This is a genomic window from Mesorhizobium ciceri biovar biserrulae WSM1271 (genome assembly GCF_000185905.1).
GTDB lineage: Bacteria > Pseudomonadota > Alphaproteobacteria > Rhizobiales > Rhizobiaceae > Mesorhizobium > Mesorhizobium ciceri.
Window position 1 is genome coordinate 115,096 of sequence record NC_014923.1, and the last position, 16,607, is coordinate 131,702.

Here is a 16,607-nt window from a genome sequence, read left to right on the forward strand (position 1 = left end):
AGGCCTCAATAGCGGGGCCACCAATGCCTGATCGTTCCTTCCTCTCCTGGCCGTTCTTCGAAGACCGCCATCGCCACCTCGCCGAGCACCTCGAGGCATGGTGCACGACCAACCTCCCAGTCGATCACCATGATGTCGACGCCGCCTGCCGCGAGCTGGTCAGCAAGCTCGGCCGAGACGGCTGGCTGAAGCCAACGGCGCTCGACACCGACAACCCGGGTCCCCTCGACGTCCGCACTTTGTGCATCACGCGCGAGACGCTCGCCCGCCATGACGGGTTGGCCGACTTTGCCTTCGCCATGCAAGGGCTGGGCACCGGCGCGCTCAGCCTGTTCGGCACGGTGGAGCAGCGGCAATGGCTTTCGAAGACGCGCGCTGGCAAGGCGATATCAGCCTTCGCCCTGTCGGAGCCGCGCTCGGGATCAGATGTCGCCAACACGGAAATGACGGCGACCCGCGACGGCGACAGCTACGTTCTTACAGGCGAAAAAACCTGGATCTCCAATGGCGGCATCGCCGACCTCTATGTCGTCTTTGCCCGCACCGGCGAGGCGCCGGGCGCCAAGGGACTTTCCGCTTTCCTCGTGCCTGGCGACGCCAAGGGCCTTGGCATCGCCGAACGGCTCGAAGTGATCGCGCCGCATCCGCTGGCGCGGCTGTCTTTCGAGCGGGTCCGCCTGCCGGTCACCGCACTGATCGGCAAGCCAGGCGACGGCTTCCGCATCGCCATGTCGGTGCTCGATGTGTTCCGCTCGACCGTCGGTGCGGCGGCACTCGGCTTTGCCCGCCGCGCACTGGATGAAAGCATCAAACGCGTGGCCGAGCGCAAACTGTTCGGCGCGCCGATGGCCGAATTGCAAATGGTGCAGGGGCACATCGCCGACATGGCGCTCGATGTCGATGCGGCGGCGCTGCTGGTCTACCGCGCCGCCTGGACCAAGGACATGGGTGCTGCCCGCGTCACGCGCGAGGCGGCGATGGCCAAGCTGTTCGCCACCGACAAGGCGCAAGAGGTGATCGACAAGGCCGTGCAGCTGCACGGCGGCGACGGCGTCCGCAAAGGCCACATCGTCGAAAGCCTGTATCGCGAGATCCGCGCGCTGCGCATCTATGAGGGTGCCTCCGACGTGCAGAAAGTGGTGATTGCGCGGCAAGTGATGGGCGCGGCCTGAAGCAGGTCGCGCCCACGGACCAGACTGTTTTGACAATGGATATTGCGAACCGAGTTTTGACGAATCGGGAGACTGAAATGCACCAGATTTTGCAGCCGGAAGGCTGGGCCAAACCTGTCGGCTACGCCAACGGCGTCGCGGCGCGCGGTCGGCTCGTCTTCGTTGGCGGACAGGTCGGCTGGAACGGGCAATGCCAGTTCGAAACCGACGACTTCGTCGGCCAGGTGCGGCAAACGCTTCAGAACATCGTCGCGGTGCTGGCGGAAGCCGGCGCGGGGCCGCAGCACATCACCTCGATGACCTGGTACTTCACCGACAAGGCCGAATACCTTGCCAATCTCAGGGGTATCGGCGAGGCCTATCGCGAGGTCATCGGCCGGCATTTTCCGGCGATGGCCGCCATGCAGGTGGTGGCGCTGGTCGAGGATCGCGCCAAGGTGGAAATCCAGGCAACTGCCGTCATCCCGGAATAAATTATTGGCTGCCTCAGGAATAAATTATTCGCGAAGCCCCGCCTGCCTCAAGATCGGCAGCACGTGATCGCAGAAATAGGGCAGTTCTTGGGTGTAGTTGACGAAGGACAGCGCGATACCCTGATATCCGTGCCCGGCAATGGCGACCATGTCGGCGGCGATCGTTTCCGGCGTTCCGATCAGCGGGTAGGTGCCGGCGCCGCCGGCGAAACGTTGCCGGTAGCGGTCATAGGCGTGCGGGTCGTGCGATTGCGAGAATTCCTTCTTGCCGGCCATGTGGGCATCGACGGCGTCATGGTCGGCCATATCGACGGCGTAGCGCGTGTAGTAGGCCTGCGCCTCTTCCATCGTCGGGCGGCAGACGACATGCGCCACGGTGTAGACGCCGACATCGCGGCCTGCCTTATCGGCCCGCTCGCTGATGTCGGCGACATGCTTGCCGGCATCGCTCATTTCCGAAAATGTCGTGAACAGATAATCGCACCGGGCGGCAGCGAAATCGCGGCCCGGCCCGCCGAAGGCGGCGTTCATGGTCACGGGGCGCGGAACCTGCAGACTGGCCGGCCGGCTGACAGCCTCCTTGAGGCGGTAATAAGTGCCTTCGTAATCGAGCGGCTCGGCCGACGCATAAAGCTTTTCCAGGATTTCGATCCATTCGGCCGCCTGATCGTAGCCCTTCTCGACCAAAGGCGTGCCGAACATGCCGAATTCCTTCGGGTTCCAGCCGCAGACGATGTTCAAGCCCGCGCGGCCCTGGCTAATATGGTCGACCGTCGCCAGCGCCTTGGCGGCATAGAGCGGATGCACCAGCGGCACATGCACGGTCATGAACAGGCCGATCTGCTCGGTGGCCATGGCGAGTGCCGCCGCCCAGGTGAAGGTCTCGAACGACCATTCGCGCACCTTGTTGCGGCCGCCGAAGCCGCGCCAACGCGCGATCGGCAGCATGAACTCCAGCCCGGCGCGGTCGGCGATCTGGGCTGCGGTCACATTGTCCTGCCAGCTCGCCGCCCAGCGCTCCGGCACATCGGTGATGGCGAGCCCGCCATCGGCATTGGTTGAAAAGACGCCTAGCTTCAGTCTGTTCGGGCCGTGCAAGGGGTATGGTTTGTTCATGTCGCGACCTCCCGGCGAAGATCGCACGCTACGGCTCCGCAGAAATATTTCAAGCATGAAATAGCTTCGCCTCGCCATGGTTTGCGGATATGATTCTGGCAGAGACAAAGAGGGGATGGGCATGAGCGAGTTCCGCCAGAAATGCATTGGCAAGACGAACCTCGTCGGTTCCTTTGCAGCCATTCCCCATCCCGTCGCGGTCGAGGTGATGGCGCAGTCCGGCCTCGATTTCCTCTGCATCGACTGGGAGCATGCGCAGATCTCGCGCGACATGATCGAGACCATGGTGCGCGCGGCCGACGTGCATCGTGTGCCGGCCGTGGTGCGCGTTCCCGGCCATATGCCGGAGGCGATCCAGGCGGCACTGGACAGCGGCGCGCAAGGCGTGCTGGTGCCGCGCGTCTCGACCGCCGCCCAGGCCGAATCCGCGGTGAAAGCCTCGCGCTACCCGCCCAAGGGCGAGCGCGGCGTCGGACCCGGCCGAGCCGCCGGCTATGGCTATCGCATTCCGGAATATCTGGCCGGCGCCAATGACAGGATCGTCGTCGCGGTCCAGGTCGAGACATCGGAAGGACTGGCCAACATCGAGGCGATCGCAGCCGTCGACGGCGTCGATGTGATCTTCGTCGGTCCTGGCGATCTTTCGGTGTCGATCGACGCGATCGGGCCGACCGGCGACAACAAGCTCAATGCGGCGATCCGCACGATTATCGGCGTGACGATCGCACACGACAAGGTAGCCGGCATATTTTGCGCCAGCCCGCAGCCTGTCGGGCAATGGGCAGCTATCGGCGCCAGCTTCTTCGTCCTGGCCAGCGACACGATGTTTCTCGGTGCTGGCGCGGCGGCCAACTGTGCCGCCGCACGTGCTGAATTGGCATGAAGCGGGCACAGCTAGGCGAAAAAGGCGTATCGTCCGGGCAACAGGACGGTCAAACTTTTTAAGCTTAAAACTTTCGCCTTGAAAAGCACCGCGCTTTGGATAAGCATTCCAGGATCGATGGCGACTGCGGTGCCGGAGGGACTTGCCGGCCAGTGCATCGTGGTGTTTCGGGTGGGAGGGGTTTCAGTCCTTGTCGTTCATGCTGCCCCAGTCATCGTCCAGCGCGCGTTATGTCTTCAATGGCGTGCGCGCCCAGATCCGCTACCTGCACACCGAAAACATCGCCAACCTTGCCGTGCGGGCGACCGCGCTCGACCGCATGGTCGCTGCCTTGAATTGACGCCCTGCCTGAAGCGGGGCGGCAAATAACCGTGCGGGAGCAACCCGCCCGATCAACAACAGAGGGAACACAAATGAGCTTCACGCGTCGCAAATTGCTTCTTCTCGCCGCCGCCATCGGCATCGCCGCCGGCCCCGCCACCGCCTATGCCGCCGACATGCTCAATGTCGGCGCCTACCCGACCAACCCGCCCTTCGAATTCAAGAACGAGAGCGGCACTTTCGAAGGCTTCGAGGTCGACATCGTCAACGAAGCCGCCAAGCGCATCGGCATGACGACCGACATCGCCGATCTCGGTTTCCAGGCGCTGTTTGCCGCCACCACCTCGAAGCGCATCGACGTCGCCATCTCGTCGATCACCATCACGGCGGAGCGGCTGAAGTCACAGTCGTTCACGCAGCCCTATTATGATTCCGATATGGGCATCGCCACCAAGGCCGACAGCCCGATCAAGGCCGAGGCCGACCTCAAGGGCAAGATCGTCGGCGTGCTGTCCGGTTCGACCGGTGAAACCTGGGTCAAGGCGCATCAGGAAGCCGACGGCTTCAGCGACGTGAAGGGCTACGACACGCAGCAGAACCTGCTGCTCGACCTCAGCGCCGGCCGCGTCGATGCGGCAGTCAGCGACATTCCGGGCATGGAATATTCCTTCACCAAGATGAAGGACCTGGTGGTCAAGGAGCGCATCAAGACCGGTGAGCAATACGGCCTGATGATGACCAAGGACCACCCGCTGCTCGGCAAGCTGAACGATGCGCTGAGCGCGATGAAGAAGGACGGCACGCTGGCCGCCATCCACAAGAAGTGGTTCGGCAGCGACGCGCCCGCCGACTCTTCGACCATGAAGGAAATGCCGCTGCCGAAGGCCTGAGCTGAAAGCTGCGGTAACATCGTGCCGGCTTTCCAGGCCGGCACGATTCTTTCACGCCTGGCCGCCGGCTTCTGCCGCAAATCTCCTCGCCCTCGGCGGGGCCAATCGATTTTAACGTGAGCATTCTTTGCTCTGGGGTTCGGGAACGCTCCCATGTCGCTGATCGACACCTTCTTCAACCCCGACGTCATCATGTCCAGCCTGCCGGCGCTGCTGCGCGGCTTCCTGAACACGCTGCTGCTCGGCATTTTGAGCATCGGCATCGGCATCCCCATCGGCCTGGGGATCAGTCTGGTGCGGCTCTATGCGCCGAAGCCGCTGCGCTGGCTCGCGGTCGGCTACACCGACATCTTCCGCGCCCTGCCGGTGCTGGTCGTGCTGATCCTGATCTACTATGCGCTGCCCTTCCTCGGCATACGCCTGTCGTCCTGGGCATCGGCGGTGACAGCCTTCGCCTTCATCATGTCGGCCTACTCGGCCGAGGTGTTCCGCTCCGGCATCGAAAGCATTCCGCGCGGGCAGTTCGAGGCGTCGCAGGCGCTTGGCCTGCCGTTCCTCCTGACCTTGCGCAAGGTGGTGCTGCCACAAGCGATCCGCGTCGTCATCCCGCCGATGACCAGCAACTGCGTCTCGATGTTCAAGGACACCTCGCTCGCCTCCACCGTGGCGCTGCCGGAACTCTTGAAGGAGGCGACCAACGCGCAGTCGCTCTACGCCAACCCCTCGCCGCTGATCGGCGCCGCCCTCGTCTATCTCATCTTCCTCTGGCCGATGGTCCGCCTCGTCAGCCTGCTTGAAGAGCGCTTCAAGACCGAAAAGAAGCGCTGACCTCCGCCACCTGATCCCCGTCCAAGCCCTCCGCAGGAGCCTACCCGTGAATAAGCATCAAACCGACAATGCGAATGCCACCGCGTTCCCCGTCGACACCATCCGCGCCATGTTTCCAGCCTTGCAGCGGGCCGGCGATTTCATCTTTTTGGACAACGCCGCCGGCGCGCAGATCCCGCAGAGCGTGCTCGACGCGGTGACCAATCATCTGGTTTCGCACAATGTGCAGCGTGGCGGCCGCTATGGCCGCAGCGTCACCGTCGACCAATCGGTCGCCGATGCGCGGACAAGCGTCGCTCTGCTCATCAACGCCTACAGCCCGGCGGAAATCTGCTTCGGCATGAATGCCACCTCGTTCATCCGCCTGGTCAGCCTCGGCATCGGCCAGATGCTGCAAGAGCGCGACGAGATCGTCGTCACCGACATGGATCATGACGCCAACATCGCGACTTGGCTGGCGCTGGAGTCGGCCGGTGCGAAATTCAAATGGTGGCGGATGCGTGAGGACGGCAATCTGCATGTCGACGATCTGCGTCCGCTGGTTTCGGACCGCACCCGCCTGGTCGCCTGCACGGTGACAGCGCACTCGATCGGCTCGATCGTCGATGTCGCTGCGGTGGCTGAGATCGCGCATGCGGCCGGCGCCGAAGTGTTCCTCGACTGCGTGCATTACGGGCCGCATGGACTGATCGACGTGCAGGCCTGGGACTGCGACTATCTCGTCTGCTCCGGCTACAAGAATTTCTCGCCGCATATGGGCTTCCTGTGGGGCCGCTTCGAAACGCTGAAGCGGCTGCCGACCTTCCGCGAGGACTTCATCCCCGACGAGCCGCCCTACAAGGTCGAGGCCGGCACCTTCATCTACGAGAACGTTTCCGGCATGGATGCGGCGGTGCAGTATCTGGAACTGATCGGCCGCAATCTGGCGCCGTCCAACAACCGCTCCCGACGCGAAAACATCGTTGCCGGCATGGGCGCCATCCGCGACTACGAGCTGGTGCTGGCGCGCGAGATGCTGGCCGTGCTGAAGGATTGCGGGGCAACCATCTACGGCGTTGCCGACGAGGCGCGCATCCATGAGCGCGTGCCGACCTTCTGCTTCAACATCGGCAAATTGTCGCCGCAGCGCATCGTGGAGGAAATGGCCGAGATGCAGATCGGCATCCGCGACGGCCACATGTACGCGCCGCGGCTGATGAAGCGCCTTAACCTGTCGATGGACAGCGGCGCCATCCGCGCCTCGCTGGTCCACTACAACACGGTCGAGGAAGTCCGGCGCTTCGGCGAAGCTCTGCGTGCGATTGTCACGAAGCTGTCGTGAGAGGCGGCCTCTCCAGCGTCGTCATCCACGGGCGGAACAAGGGAGCGTAGCGACGCAGTGCAGACCCGAGGATGACGAAGAGACGTTAAGCCGCTTTCTTCTTCGCCAGCCTCGCCTTAATCGACGCGACGTCGGCGCGCGGTGTCGCCGCGAACAGCGTCCGGGTGTAGCTGTGCTTGGGATCGGCAAAGACCTCGTCGCGCGAGCCGTATTCCACCGCCTCGCCGAAATACATCACCATCACATCGTCGGCGATGTAACGCACCACGGACAGATCGTGGCTGATGAAGACATAGGTCAGCTGGAACTCATCCTGCAGGTCGGCAAGCAGGTTGAGCACCTGCGCCTGCACCGACAGATCGAGCGCCGAGACCGGCTCGTCGAGCACCAGCAGGCTCGGGTTCAGCATCAGCGCGCGGGCAATGGCGATGCGCTGACGCTGGCCGCCGGAAAACATATGCGGATAGCGATTGTAGTGCTCGTGGCCGAGGCCAACCTTCTTCAACATCTTCATCGCAAGGTCGCGCCGCTCGGACGCCGGCTTGTCGGTGTTGATCAAAAGCGGCTCGCCCAGCACGTCGCCGATCTTCTGGCGCGGATTGAGCGATCCGTAGGGGTTCTGGAAGACGATCTGCACCTTGCGGCGCATCTCCTTGGTCAATCCGCCCTTGGCGATGTCGACCTTGTTGCCGTCGATGAACAATTCGCCCGATGTCGCCGGATCGATCAGCGTGATGATGCGGGCAAGCGTTGACTTGCCGCAGCCGCTTTCGCCGACAATGGCCAGCGTCTTGCCCTTGTCGACCTTGAACGAGACCCCCTTGACCGCGTGCACGGTGCGCGGCCCGGTGAACAGGCCGCCGCCGATGTGGTAGTCGCGGACGATGTTCTTGCCTTCGAGAACCGTGGTGCTCATCAGGTGGCTCCCGCAGCAGAAGGCGCCGGCTCGAACATCATGTCGGAAACGGTCGGCAGCCGGTCGCCGACGGCGTTTTCCGGCAAGGCCGACAACAGCGCCCGCGTGTAATTGCTCTTTGGCGATTCAAACAGCGACAGCACGTCGGCCTCTTCCATCTTGCGGCCCTTGTACTGGACGATGACGCGGTCGGCGGTCTCGGCCACCACGCCCATATTGTGGGTGATCATGATCAGGCCCATGCCGTATTTGGCCTGCAGCGAAACCAGCAGATCGAGGATCTGCTTCTGGATGGTGACGTCGAGCGCCGTGGTCGGCTCGTCGGCGATCAGCAGTTTCGGATTGCAGGCAATGGCGATGGCGATCATGACGCGCTGGCACTGGCCGCCCGACATCTGGTGCGGGAACGAACTCAGCCGCTCTTCAGGGTCGGCGATGCCGACCAGCTTCATCAGTTCGATGGCACGCGCCCGGCGCTGGGCGCGGTCCATGCCCATGTGGAAGCGCAACACCTCCTCGATCTGGAACCCGACGGTGAAGCACGGATTGAGGCTGGCGATCGGCTCCTGGAAGATCATCGAGATGTCCTTGCCGACGATCTTGCGCCGTTCGGACGGGCTGAGCTTCAGCAGATCGACGCCGTCGAAGGCCATGCGGTCGGCCTTGACGGTTGCCGTGTTGGGCAACAGCCCCATCACCGCCAGCATCGACACCGACTTGCCGGAGCCGGACTCGCCGACGATCGCCAGCACTTCGCGCGGCTCGATCGACAGGTCGATGCCCTGCACGGCCATGAACGGTCCGGCCGCGGTGTCGAAGGAAACGGTGAGGTTTTTGATCTCGAGCAGAGACATGCTCACGACCTCTTCAGCTTGGGGTCGAGCGCGTCGCGCAGACCGTCGCCGATCAGGTTGATGGCAAAGACGGTGATCAGGATGGCGAGGCCGGGGAAGGTCACCACCCACCAGGCGCGCAGGATGAATTCGCGCGCCTCGGCCAGCATGGTGCCCCATTCCGGCGTCGGCGGCTGCGCGCCCATGCCGAGGAAGCCAAGGGCCGCCGCCTCGAGGATGGCGTTGGAGAAGGACAGCGTCGCCTGCACGATCAACGGCGCGATGCAGTTTGGCAGGATGGTGACCAGCATCAGCCTGAGATGGCTGGCGCCGGCGACCTTGGCCGAGACGACATATTCGCGGGTCTTTTCGGCCATCACGGCGGCGCGGGTGAGCCGGGCGAAATGCGGCTGCAGCACGAAGGCGATGGCGATCATGGCGTTGACGAGGCCGGGGCCAAGCACCGCGACCAGCACCAGGGCCAAGAGCAGCGACGGGAAGGCCAGGATGATGTCCATGATGCGCATGATCAGCGTGTCGACCCAGCCGCGGCAGTAGCCGGCGAGCAGGCCGAGGATGACGCCTGAAATCAGCGCTGACGTGACAACGACGAAGCCGATGGCGAGCGAGAAGCGCGAGCCGTAGATCAGGCGCGACAGCATATCGCGGCCGACGGCGTCGGTGCCGAGCAGGAACTGCGCATTGCCGCCCTCCTGCCAGGCCGGCGGCGTCAGGAAGAAGTCGCGGAACTGATCGTCCGGCGAATGCGGCGCCAGCAGCGGAGCGAAAATGGCGATCAGGATCAGCAGCGCGAAGACGAAGAGCCCGATCACCGCGCCCTTGTTGACGGAGAAGTAATGCCAGAACTCGCCGAACATCTGCAACCTGGCGTCCTGCGGCTTGACGACGGTCGCGGCTTCGATGGTGGCGGGGCCTTCATTGCTCATGTCAGTTGGCCCGGATGCGTGGGTTGATGACGGCGTAGAGCACGTCGACGATGAGGTTCACCGACATGACGATCAGCGCGATCAAAAGCAACCCGCCCTGCACGGTGAAATAGTCGCGCTTGGAAATGGCGTCGATCATCCATTTGCCGATGCCGGGCCAGGAGAAGATGCTCTCGGTCAGGATGGCGCCGGTCAACAGCGTGCCGACCTGCAGGCCGATGGTGGTGACGACCGGGATCAGCGCGTTGCGGAAGGCGTGCAGGCCGATGACCCTACGCGGCGCCAGGCCCTTGGCGCGCGCGGTGCGGACATAGTCCTCACCCAGCACCTCGAGCATCGCCGAGCGCGTCTGCCTCGCGATGACGGCGAGCGGAATGGTGCCGAGCACGATGGTCGGCAAGATCAGGTGCGACAGCGCCGAACGGAAGGCGCCCTTCTGGCCCGAGATCAGGGAATCGATGGTCATGAAGCCGGTCACCGGCTTGAAGAAGTAGAGGAGGTCGATGCGGCCTGAAACCGGCGTCCAGTGCAGCATGCCGGAGAACACGATGATCAGCAGCAGACCCCACCAGAAGATCGGCATGGAATAGCCGGCCAGCGCCGTGCCCATGGTCAATTGGTCGAACCAGGAGCCGCGGCGGATAGCGGCGAAGATGCCGGCGGCGACACCTAGGACAATGGCAAAGATCATGGCGAAGATGGCGAGCTCGACCGTTGCCGGGAAGCGCACCAGGAAATCCTTGAGCACCGGCGTCTTGGTGGAAAACGAGGTGCCGAAATCACCGCCGAGGATGTTCGTCAGATAGGTCAGATATTGTTGCCAGATCGGCAGGTCGAAACCGAACTGATGCATGAGCGCCGTGTGGCGTTCGGGCGACAGGCCGCGTTCGCCCGCAAGCACCAGCACCGGATCACCGGGCAGGATGCGCACGAAGCCAAAGGCGAGGATGGTTATCCCGATGAAGGTCGGGATGATGAGGGCGAGCTTGCCGAGGATATAACGCAGCATGGCGGGCGAGTGGGGGCGTCACCACATGGTGGCGCCCCCGTTTCGCAACCTTATTCGGCGATATCGACGCCGTCGAAGCGGTGGATACCGAGCGGATCCATCGCAAAGCCGGTGACGGTCTTCTGCATCGGCATGAACACCTTGGAGTGAGCGAGCGTCGCCCAGGGTGCCTGTTCCTTGAAGATGACCTGTGCCTGTTCATAGAGCTTGGTGCGCTCGGCCTGGTCCGAAACGGTCTTGGCCTTGTTGATGAGCGCATCGAAGTCCTTGTTGCACCATTCCGCGCGGTTGTTCGAACCGACGGAAGCGCAGCTCAGGAGCACGCCGAGGAAGTTGTCCGGATCGCCATTGTCGCCGGTCCAGCCGACGATGACGGCGCCGTCGTGATCTACCGCGGAAGCGCGCTTGAGGTATTCACCCCAATCGTAGCTGACAATCTCGACGGTGACGCCGACCTTGGCGAAGTCCGCCTGGATCAATTCGGCGGTGCGGCGCGCGTTCGGCATGTAGGGGCGCGACACCGGCATGGCCCAGACGTTCATCTTGAGGTCCTTGACGCCGGCCTCTTCAAGCAGCTTCTTGGCTGCATCCGGATCGTACGGATCGTCCTTCACTTCCTTGTTGTAGGACCACATGGTCGGCGGGATCGGGTTGACCGCCACCTGGCCGGCACCCTGGAAGACCGCGTCGATGATGGCCTTCTTGTTGATGGCCATGTTGAGCGCCTTGCGCACGCGCACGTCGTCGAACGGCTTCTGCTGGGTGTTGTACATCAGCGCGCCGACATTGAGGCCTTCCTGCTCCTCGACCTTCAGGTTCGCATCGGCCTGCAGGCCGGCGATGTCGGCCGGTGCCGGGTACGACATGATGTTGCATTCGCCGGCCTTGAGCTTCTGTGCGCGCACGGCCGGATCGGTGGTGATGGCGAAGACCAGATCGTCGATCTTCTGCTTGCCGCCCCAATAGTCCGGATTGGCCTTGTAGCGGATGGCGGCGTCGGTCTGGTAGTCGACGAAGATGAACGGGCCGGTGCCGATCGGCTTCTGGTTGAACAGCTCAGGCGTCTTGTCGGCCTGCAGCTTGTCGGCATATTCCTTGGAGACGACGGAAGCAAAATCCATGCCCAGCGTCGGAATGAAGGTGATCGCCGGCTCCTTGAGGGTGAACTTCACCGTCAGGTCATCGACCTTCTCGACCTTGGTGATGTTGTCGCCGAACTGGTCATTGTAATACTGGTAGGCAATGCCCGGAATGTACTGGAACCAGGGACCGTTCTTGTCGACCTGACGTTCGAACGAGAACACCACGTCGTCGGCGTTGAAGTCGCGCGTCGGGGTGAAATAGTCGGTGGCGGCGAACTTGACGCCCTTGCGCAGCTTGAAGACATATTCCTTGCCATCGTCGGAGATCGTCCAGCTTTCGGCCAGGCCCGGCGAGGTCGTCGTCTTGCCGTGATCGAATTCGACGAGGCGGTTGAAGACGGTGCGCGAGGACGCGTCGAACGTCTGGCCTGCGGTATACGGCGCCGGATCGAAACCTTCCGGCGAAGCTTCCGCGCAGTAGACCAGAGTTTTCGCATTGGCCATGCCGCCCAGGACGCTTGCAGCCAGCAACGCGGCTGCAAAAGTCAGCTTCTTATTCATTGAGCACTCCCTGATGTTCTTCCAAGCCCCTCTATCAGGCTCGCGAAGCGCGCATATAAGCACCGTTTTTCCGGCTTTGGAACACCCCGTTTGCTTACCCCGCGGGAAGCAGGAAAAAAATCCGCAACTTTGCCAAATTGCAGAAAAAAATTAGCCGTTTCTTCCGTTCACGAGATTATTAACAGCCGAATTTTTTTATTGATCGCCTGGCTGACGATATAAATGTTCCCGGCGCTTCCGAGCGGCCGTGGGATGCGTCAGGACACCGCCTGGAGCGCTGGCGGCGGCAAAGACTTTCGACGGCAAATCTTTCGCCGCGTTGCCGCAAGGGCAAGACTTGCACGCTCACCAAGGGAGGCAATACATAGGGTGTAGCGGCCGCAGCGGAGGGCGCCCTTGCCAATTCAGGGGCGAGTGCGGCACGGATGAACAAGACTTGTCCAGGGAGGAACGGTTGGCAAAAGCATCAAGGACGACGGCGCCGGTGAAAGCGGGAGCCAAGGCGCCGTCGAAAGCAGCCGGTACTGCCAAGCCGAAAGCACCCGTTGCCAAAGCCGCCAAGCCGAAGGCGGCCGCGGCACCTGTAAGGGCAAGCACAAAGCCGGCGGCGAAAGCCCCGGCCAAGGCTGCGGCCGGAAAGACGGCGCCGGGGCGTAAAGCGGGTGCGGCAAAGCCCGCTGCCAGGCCGGCCTCGAAGGCCGCGGCGGCAAAGCCGGCCGACGCCACCGCCAACCGATTGCCGAAAGCGCTGACGGCGCTGGCCGCCGGCTTGCCGGAAAAGCCGTGGCTCAAGAGCTATCCGAAAAACGTGCAGGCGGAGATCGGCGCCCTGCCCTACAGCTCGATCGGCGATTTCCTCGTCGCCGCCTGCAAGCAGTTTTCCGCGCAGCCGGCCTTCACCTGCATGGACAAGTCCATCAGCTACACCGATGTCGAGCGGCTGTCGGCGGCCTTCGGCGCCTACCTGCAATCGAAGGGCCTGCAGAAAGGCGCGCGCGTCGCGCTGATGATGCCCAACGTGCTGCAATATCCGGTGGCGATGATGGCGATCTTGCGAGCGGGTTATGTGGTGGTGAACATCAATCCGCTCTACACGCCGCGCGAGCTCGAACACCAGCTGAAGGATTCCGGGGCGCAAGCCATCGTCATCCTGGAGAACTTCGCCAACACCTTGCAGGCGGTGATCGCCAGGACCGCAGTCAAGCATGTGGTGGTCGCCGCGATGGGCGACATGCTCGGCGGGCTGAAGGGCACAATCGTCAATTTCGTCGTGCGCCGCGTGAAGAAAATGGTGCCGGCATGGTCGCTGCCCGGCCATGTCAAGTTCAATGCCGCCATGAAGGCCGGCGCCGGTTTGGGCTTCAGGCCGGCCAAGGTGGAAGCCGACGATGTCGCCTTCCTGCAATATACGGGCGGCACCACGGGCGTCTCGAAGGGCGCCACGCTGCTGCACAGCAACGTGCTCGCCAACGTCGCGCAGAACGCGCAGTGGATGGAGGACGCCTACACGATCAAGCCGAAACCCGCGCACCCCAACTTCATCTGCGCGCTGCCGCTCTATCATATCTTCGCGCTGACGGTGAACGCACTGATGGGCATGCAGCAGGGCGCCCGCAATGTGCTCATTCCCAATCCGCGCGACATCCCAGGCTTCGTCAAGGAATTGCAGAAATATCCGGTGCACATCTTTCCCGGCCTCAACACGCTGTTCAACGCGCTGCTCAACAATGAGGATTTCCGCAAGCTCGACTTCAAGCCGCTGGTGCTGACGCTGGGCGGCGGCATGGCGGTGCAGAAGGGCGTCGCCGAACGCTGGAAGGCGCTGACCGGATGTTCGGTCACCGAAGGCTACGGCCTCTCGGAAACCTCGCCGGTGGCCACCGCCAACAAGTTCACCGCCGGCGACTTCACCGGCACCATCGGCTTGCCGCTGCCCTCGACGGAGATCGCCATCCGCGACGAAGACGGCAACAATTTGCCGCTCGGCGAGGTCGGCGAAGTCTGCATCCGGGGGCCGCAAGTGATGGCGGGCTACTGGAACCGGCCGGATGAGACCGCCAAGGTGATGACCAAGGACGGCTACTTCAAATCCGGCGACATGGGCTTCATGGACGAGCGCGGCTACACCAAGATCGTCGACCGCAAGAAGGACATGATCCTGGTCTCGGGCTTCAACGTCTATCCCAACGAGCTCGAGGAAGTCGTGGCGATGCATCCGGGTGTGCTCGAAGTGGCGGCGATCGGCGTGCCGGACGAGCATTCGGGCGAGGTGCCGAAACTGTTCGTGGTCAGGAAGGATCCGGCGCTGACCGCCGAGGCACTGACCGCCTTTTGCCGCGAGAACCTGACGGGCTACAAGCGGCCCAGATACATCGAATTCCGCACCGAACTGCCGAAGACGCCGGTCGGCAAGATCCTGCGGCGAGCGCTGCGCGAATGATTGCAGCCGGCGGCGCGGATGCCGTAGATGCACCTTGCCGTCCTGACCCGGCAGAGTTCATCAGGACGAACATGCGCCTCGCCCCGGTGCCGTCGGTGCCTGAGATCCAGCTTTTTACACCGCACCCGGCCAGTGGCCTGAGACGGCTTACCGATACGCACCAAAGCGCTGACGACGATGACGACACGATCGAGGCGGACAACAATGGACCTGAGCCGCAGCCGCCTTACTGGGCTTACGTGTGGGCCGGCGGCGCGGTGTTTGCGCGCCATATACTGGATCATCCGCAAACGGTAACCGGTCGCCGCGTGCTCGACCTTGGTGCTGGCTCCGGCCTTGTCGGCATCGCCGCAGCCAAGGCCGGTTCGCGCGAAGTGATCGCCGCCGAGATCGACCGTAACGGCGTTGCCGCGATCGGCCTCAATGCCGCGGCCAACGGCGTCGAGATCGCCATTGTCGACAAGGACATTACCACGGGTCCCCCGCCGGCGGTCGAGCTCGTGCTTGCCGGCGACGTGTTCTACGGCCCTGAGGTCGCTCTGCGAGTCATCCCGTTCCTCGACCGCTGCCTGGCGGCCGGCATCGAGGTGCTGGTCGGAGATCCCCGCCGCAACGACCTGCCGCTGTCCCGGCTGCGGTTGGTCGCCGAATACCGGGTGCCGGATTTCGGCGACGCGAAGGGGGCTGCGACGAGGCTTAGCGGCGTCTTTTCGTTTGAGGAGGGAGCGCGCTGACGCCACGGGGCAAGCCTAAATTCTACTCATTGTGGACAAACATTGAGGGCAGAAGATAGATTCGACTGGCCGTTGATCGGAGAAGTCGAGTGGCGTAGATTAAAGTTGTTCAACGTATCGGTTTCACAGTTTGCCCAAAATGCGAAAATCGGGACTTCGATCTTCAGCCAGGCGAAGACATCGACAGCGCAAGCGCCAAGATCAGGTGCGGCAAATGCGGGTACGTTTGTTCTGCTGATGAGTGGCCCATTGTGTCCGACAAACCAGAAGCTCGATAGTTTCCATGGACTGCTCCCCCATCTCGGCCATTGGCAGAAAATCCCGAGGTGAATCGAGTTTGACCTAGCCTTTCCGTCAGATCGTCTCCTTGACCCGTGCCGACAAAAAATCCGGCAGGTCGGCGACCGAATCCAGGACAACGTCGGCAATGCCGGCCAGCGATTCGCGGGTGCCGGTGCCGGAGAGCACGCCGACCGCCAGCCCGCAGCCGCCGGCACGTGCCATTTCGAGGTCGTGCCTGTTGTCGCCGACCATAGCGATTTCCGCCGGTTTGAGGCCGGTGAGATCGCTGAAGGCCTGGATCGTGTCGGGGGCGGGCTTCGGATTGGCCACCGCGTCGTAGCCATAGGCCGCGTCGAACAATTGAGCGACGCCGAGCGTGACCAGCGTCTTTTCCGCGCCGCTGGTCGAATCGTTGGTGGCGACGCCAAGCCGGTAGGATTTCCTGTGCAGTGCCGTCAGCGTATCGACGATGCCCGGCAGTGCCACAGCCATCGCCGAGCCCTGTACGGAGGTGATCTCGTTGAAGCGGGCAACCGCAAGCATCTGATCCTCGTTGGACAGGCGTGGGAACCACAATTCGACGACGTCGAGATTGGTGCCGGAGGCAAAGATGGAGTCCGGCTTGAAACGCTTGTTGGCGAAATCGAAGCCGGCAGCGGCCAGCAGCCTGTCGGCTTTCCAGCGATCGCCTTCCGACGCATCCATGGCCATGAAGTCGGCAACGCCGAGCCAGGTGGCGTTGAAGTCGACAAGCGTGCCGTCCTTGTCGAACAATATTCCCTTGATGTCTGCCAAGCTT

General features: G+C 63.0%; 16 protein-coding genes. 9 read left to right on the forward strand and 7 right to left on the reverse strand.

Annotated elements, in window-relative coordinates; genetic code table 11:
- Positions 1-23: 23 nt before the first annotated feature.
- Together MESCI_RS00540 and MESCI_RS00545 are read left to right on the forward strand one after the other, a co-directional pair.
- Positions 24-1,172 carry an acyl-CoA dehydrogenase family protein gene (locus tag MESCI_RS00540; protein ID WP_013527981.1) on the forward strand — a complete coding sequence of 383 codons (1,149 nt, stop codon included), beginning with the start codon at positions 24-26 and terminating at the stop codon, positions 1,170-1,172.
- A 77-nt stretch (positions 1,173-1,249) separates the two neighbouring features.
- Positions 1,250-1,645, forward strand: coding sequence for a RidA family protein (locus tag MESCI_RS00545; RefSeq protein ID WP_013527982.1), 396 nt, complete (start codon positions 1,250-1,252; stop codon positions 1,643-1,645).
- A gap of 24 nt (positions 1,646-1,669) precedes the next feature.
- Here the strand turns inward: MESCI_RS00545 and MESCI_RS00550 are convergent, their stop codons facing one another.
- On the reverse strand, positions 1,670-2,761 hold the full coding sequence (locus MESCI_RS00550) for an LLM class flavin-dependent oxidoreductase (RefSeq protein WP_013527983.1): 1,092 nt from the start codon (positions 2,759-2,761) through the stop codon (positions 1,670-1,672).
- A gap of 121 nt (positions 2,762-2,882) precedes the next feature.
- Between MESCI_RS00550 and MESCI_RS00555 the strand changes: the two genes are divergently transcribed.
- The 5 genes from MESCI_RS00555 (at position 2,883) to MESCI_RS00575 (ending at position 7,004) form a co-directional block, all read left to right on the forward strand.
- Positions 2,883-3,644, forward strand: a complete 762-nt coding sequence (locus tag MESCI_RS00555) for an HpcH/HpaI aldolase family protein (protein ID WP_013527984.1) — start codon at positions 2,883-2,885, stop codon at positions 3,642-3,644.
- Positions 3,645-3,834: 190 nt separating this feature from the next.
- Positions 3,835-3,984 carry a hypothetical protein gene (locus MESCI_RS00560; protein ID WP_174299054.1) on the forward strand — a complete coding sequence of 50 codons (150 nt, stop codon included), beginning with the start codon at positions 3,835-3,837 and terminating at the stop codon, positions 3,982-3,984.
- Between the two features lie 73 nt (positions 3,985-4,057).
- Entirely contained in the window at positions 4,058-4,855 is a 798-nt protein-coding gene (locus tag MESCI_RS00565; RefSeq protein ID WP_013527986.1) for an ABC transporter substrate-binding protein, read from the forward strand.
- A 153-nt stretch (positions 4,856-5,008) separates the two neighbouring features.
- Positions 5,009-5,683 (forward strand): amino acid ABC transporter permease, encoded by a 675-nt coding sequence (locus tag MESCI_RS00570; RefSeq protein ID WP_013527987.1) that lies wholly within the window; start codon positions 5,009-5,011, stop codon positions 5,681-5,683.
- Positions 5,684-5,729: 46 nt separating this feature from the next.
- A complete protein-coding gene (locus MESCI_RS00575) occupies positions 5,730-7,004 on the forward strand; it encodes a cysteine desulfurase-like protein (RefSeq protein ID WP_013527988.1) in 1,275 nt (424 codons plus the stop codon).
- Between the two features lie 85 nt (positions 7,005-7,089).
- On the opposite strand, the gene MESCI_RS00580 is transcribed toward MESCI_RS00575, so the two are convergent.
- The 5 genes from MESCI_RS00580 to MESCI_RS00600 form a co-directional block, all read right to left on the reverse strand.
- A complete protein-coding gene (locus MESCI_RS00580; RefSeq protein ID WP_013527989.1) occupies positions 7,090-7,920 on the reverse strand; it encodes a dipeptide ABC transporter ATP-binding protein in 831 nt (276 codons plus the stop codon).
- Complete coding sequence (locus MESCI_RS00585) at positions 7,920-8,774, reverse strand: ABC transporter ATP-binding protein (protein ID WP_013527990.1); 855 nt, start codon at positions 8,772-8,774, stop codon at positions 7,920-7,922. Before MESCI_RS00585 ends, MESCI_RS00580 begins: the two co-directional genes overlap by 1 nt.
- Before the next feature lie 2 nt (positions 8,775-8,776).
- Positions 8,777-9,631, reverse strand: coding sequence for an ABC transporter permease subunit (locus tag MESCI_RS00590; RefSeq protein ID WP_224618710.1), 855 nt, complete (start codon positions 9,629-9,631; stop codon positions 8,777-8,779).
- 70 nt (positions 9,632-9,701) lie between these two features.
- On the reverse strand, positions 9,702-10,709 hold the full coding sequence (locus MESCI_RS00595) for an ABC transporter permease subunit (protein WP_013527992.1): 1,008 nt from the start codon (positions 10,707-10,709) through the stop codon (positions 9,702-9,704).
- Between the two features lie 50 nt (positions 10,710-10,759).
- Positions 10,760-12,352 (reverse strand): ABC transporter substrate-binding protein, encoded by a 1,593-nt coding sequence (locus tag MESCI_RS00600; protein ID WP_013527993.1) that lies wholly within the window; start codon positions 12,350-12,352, stop codon positions 10,760-10,762.
- A gap of 454 nt (positions 12,353-12,806) precedes the next feature.
- On the opposite strand from MESCI_RS00600, the gene MESCI_RS00605 reads away from it, so the two are divergent.
- Positions 12,807-14,792, forward strand: a complete 1,986-nt coding sequence (locus tag MESCI_RS00605; protein WP_013527994.1) for a long-chain fatty acid--CoA ligase — start codon at positions 12,807-12,809, stop codon at positions 14,790-14,792.
- A complete protein-coding gene (locus MESCI_RS00610) occupies positions 14,789-15,526 on the forward strand; it encodes a class I SAM-dependent methyltransferase (protein ID WP_013527995.1) in 738 nt (245 codons plus the stop codon). The genes MESCI_RS00605 and MESCI_RS00610 overlap by 4 nt, the downstream gene beginning before the upstream one ends.
- Before the next feature lie 354 nt (positions 15,527-15,880).
- Here the strand turns inward: MESCI_RS00610 and MESCI_RS00615 are convergent, their stop codons facing one another.
- Positions 15,881-16,603 carry an HAD family hydrolase gene (locus MESCI_RS00615; RefSeq protein WP_013527996.1) on the reverse strand — a complete coding sequence of 241 codons (723 nt, stop codon included), beginning with the start codon at positions 16,601-16,603 and terminating at the stop codon, positions 15,881-15,883.
- Between the last annotated feature and the right edge of the window lie 4 nt (positions 16,604-16,607).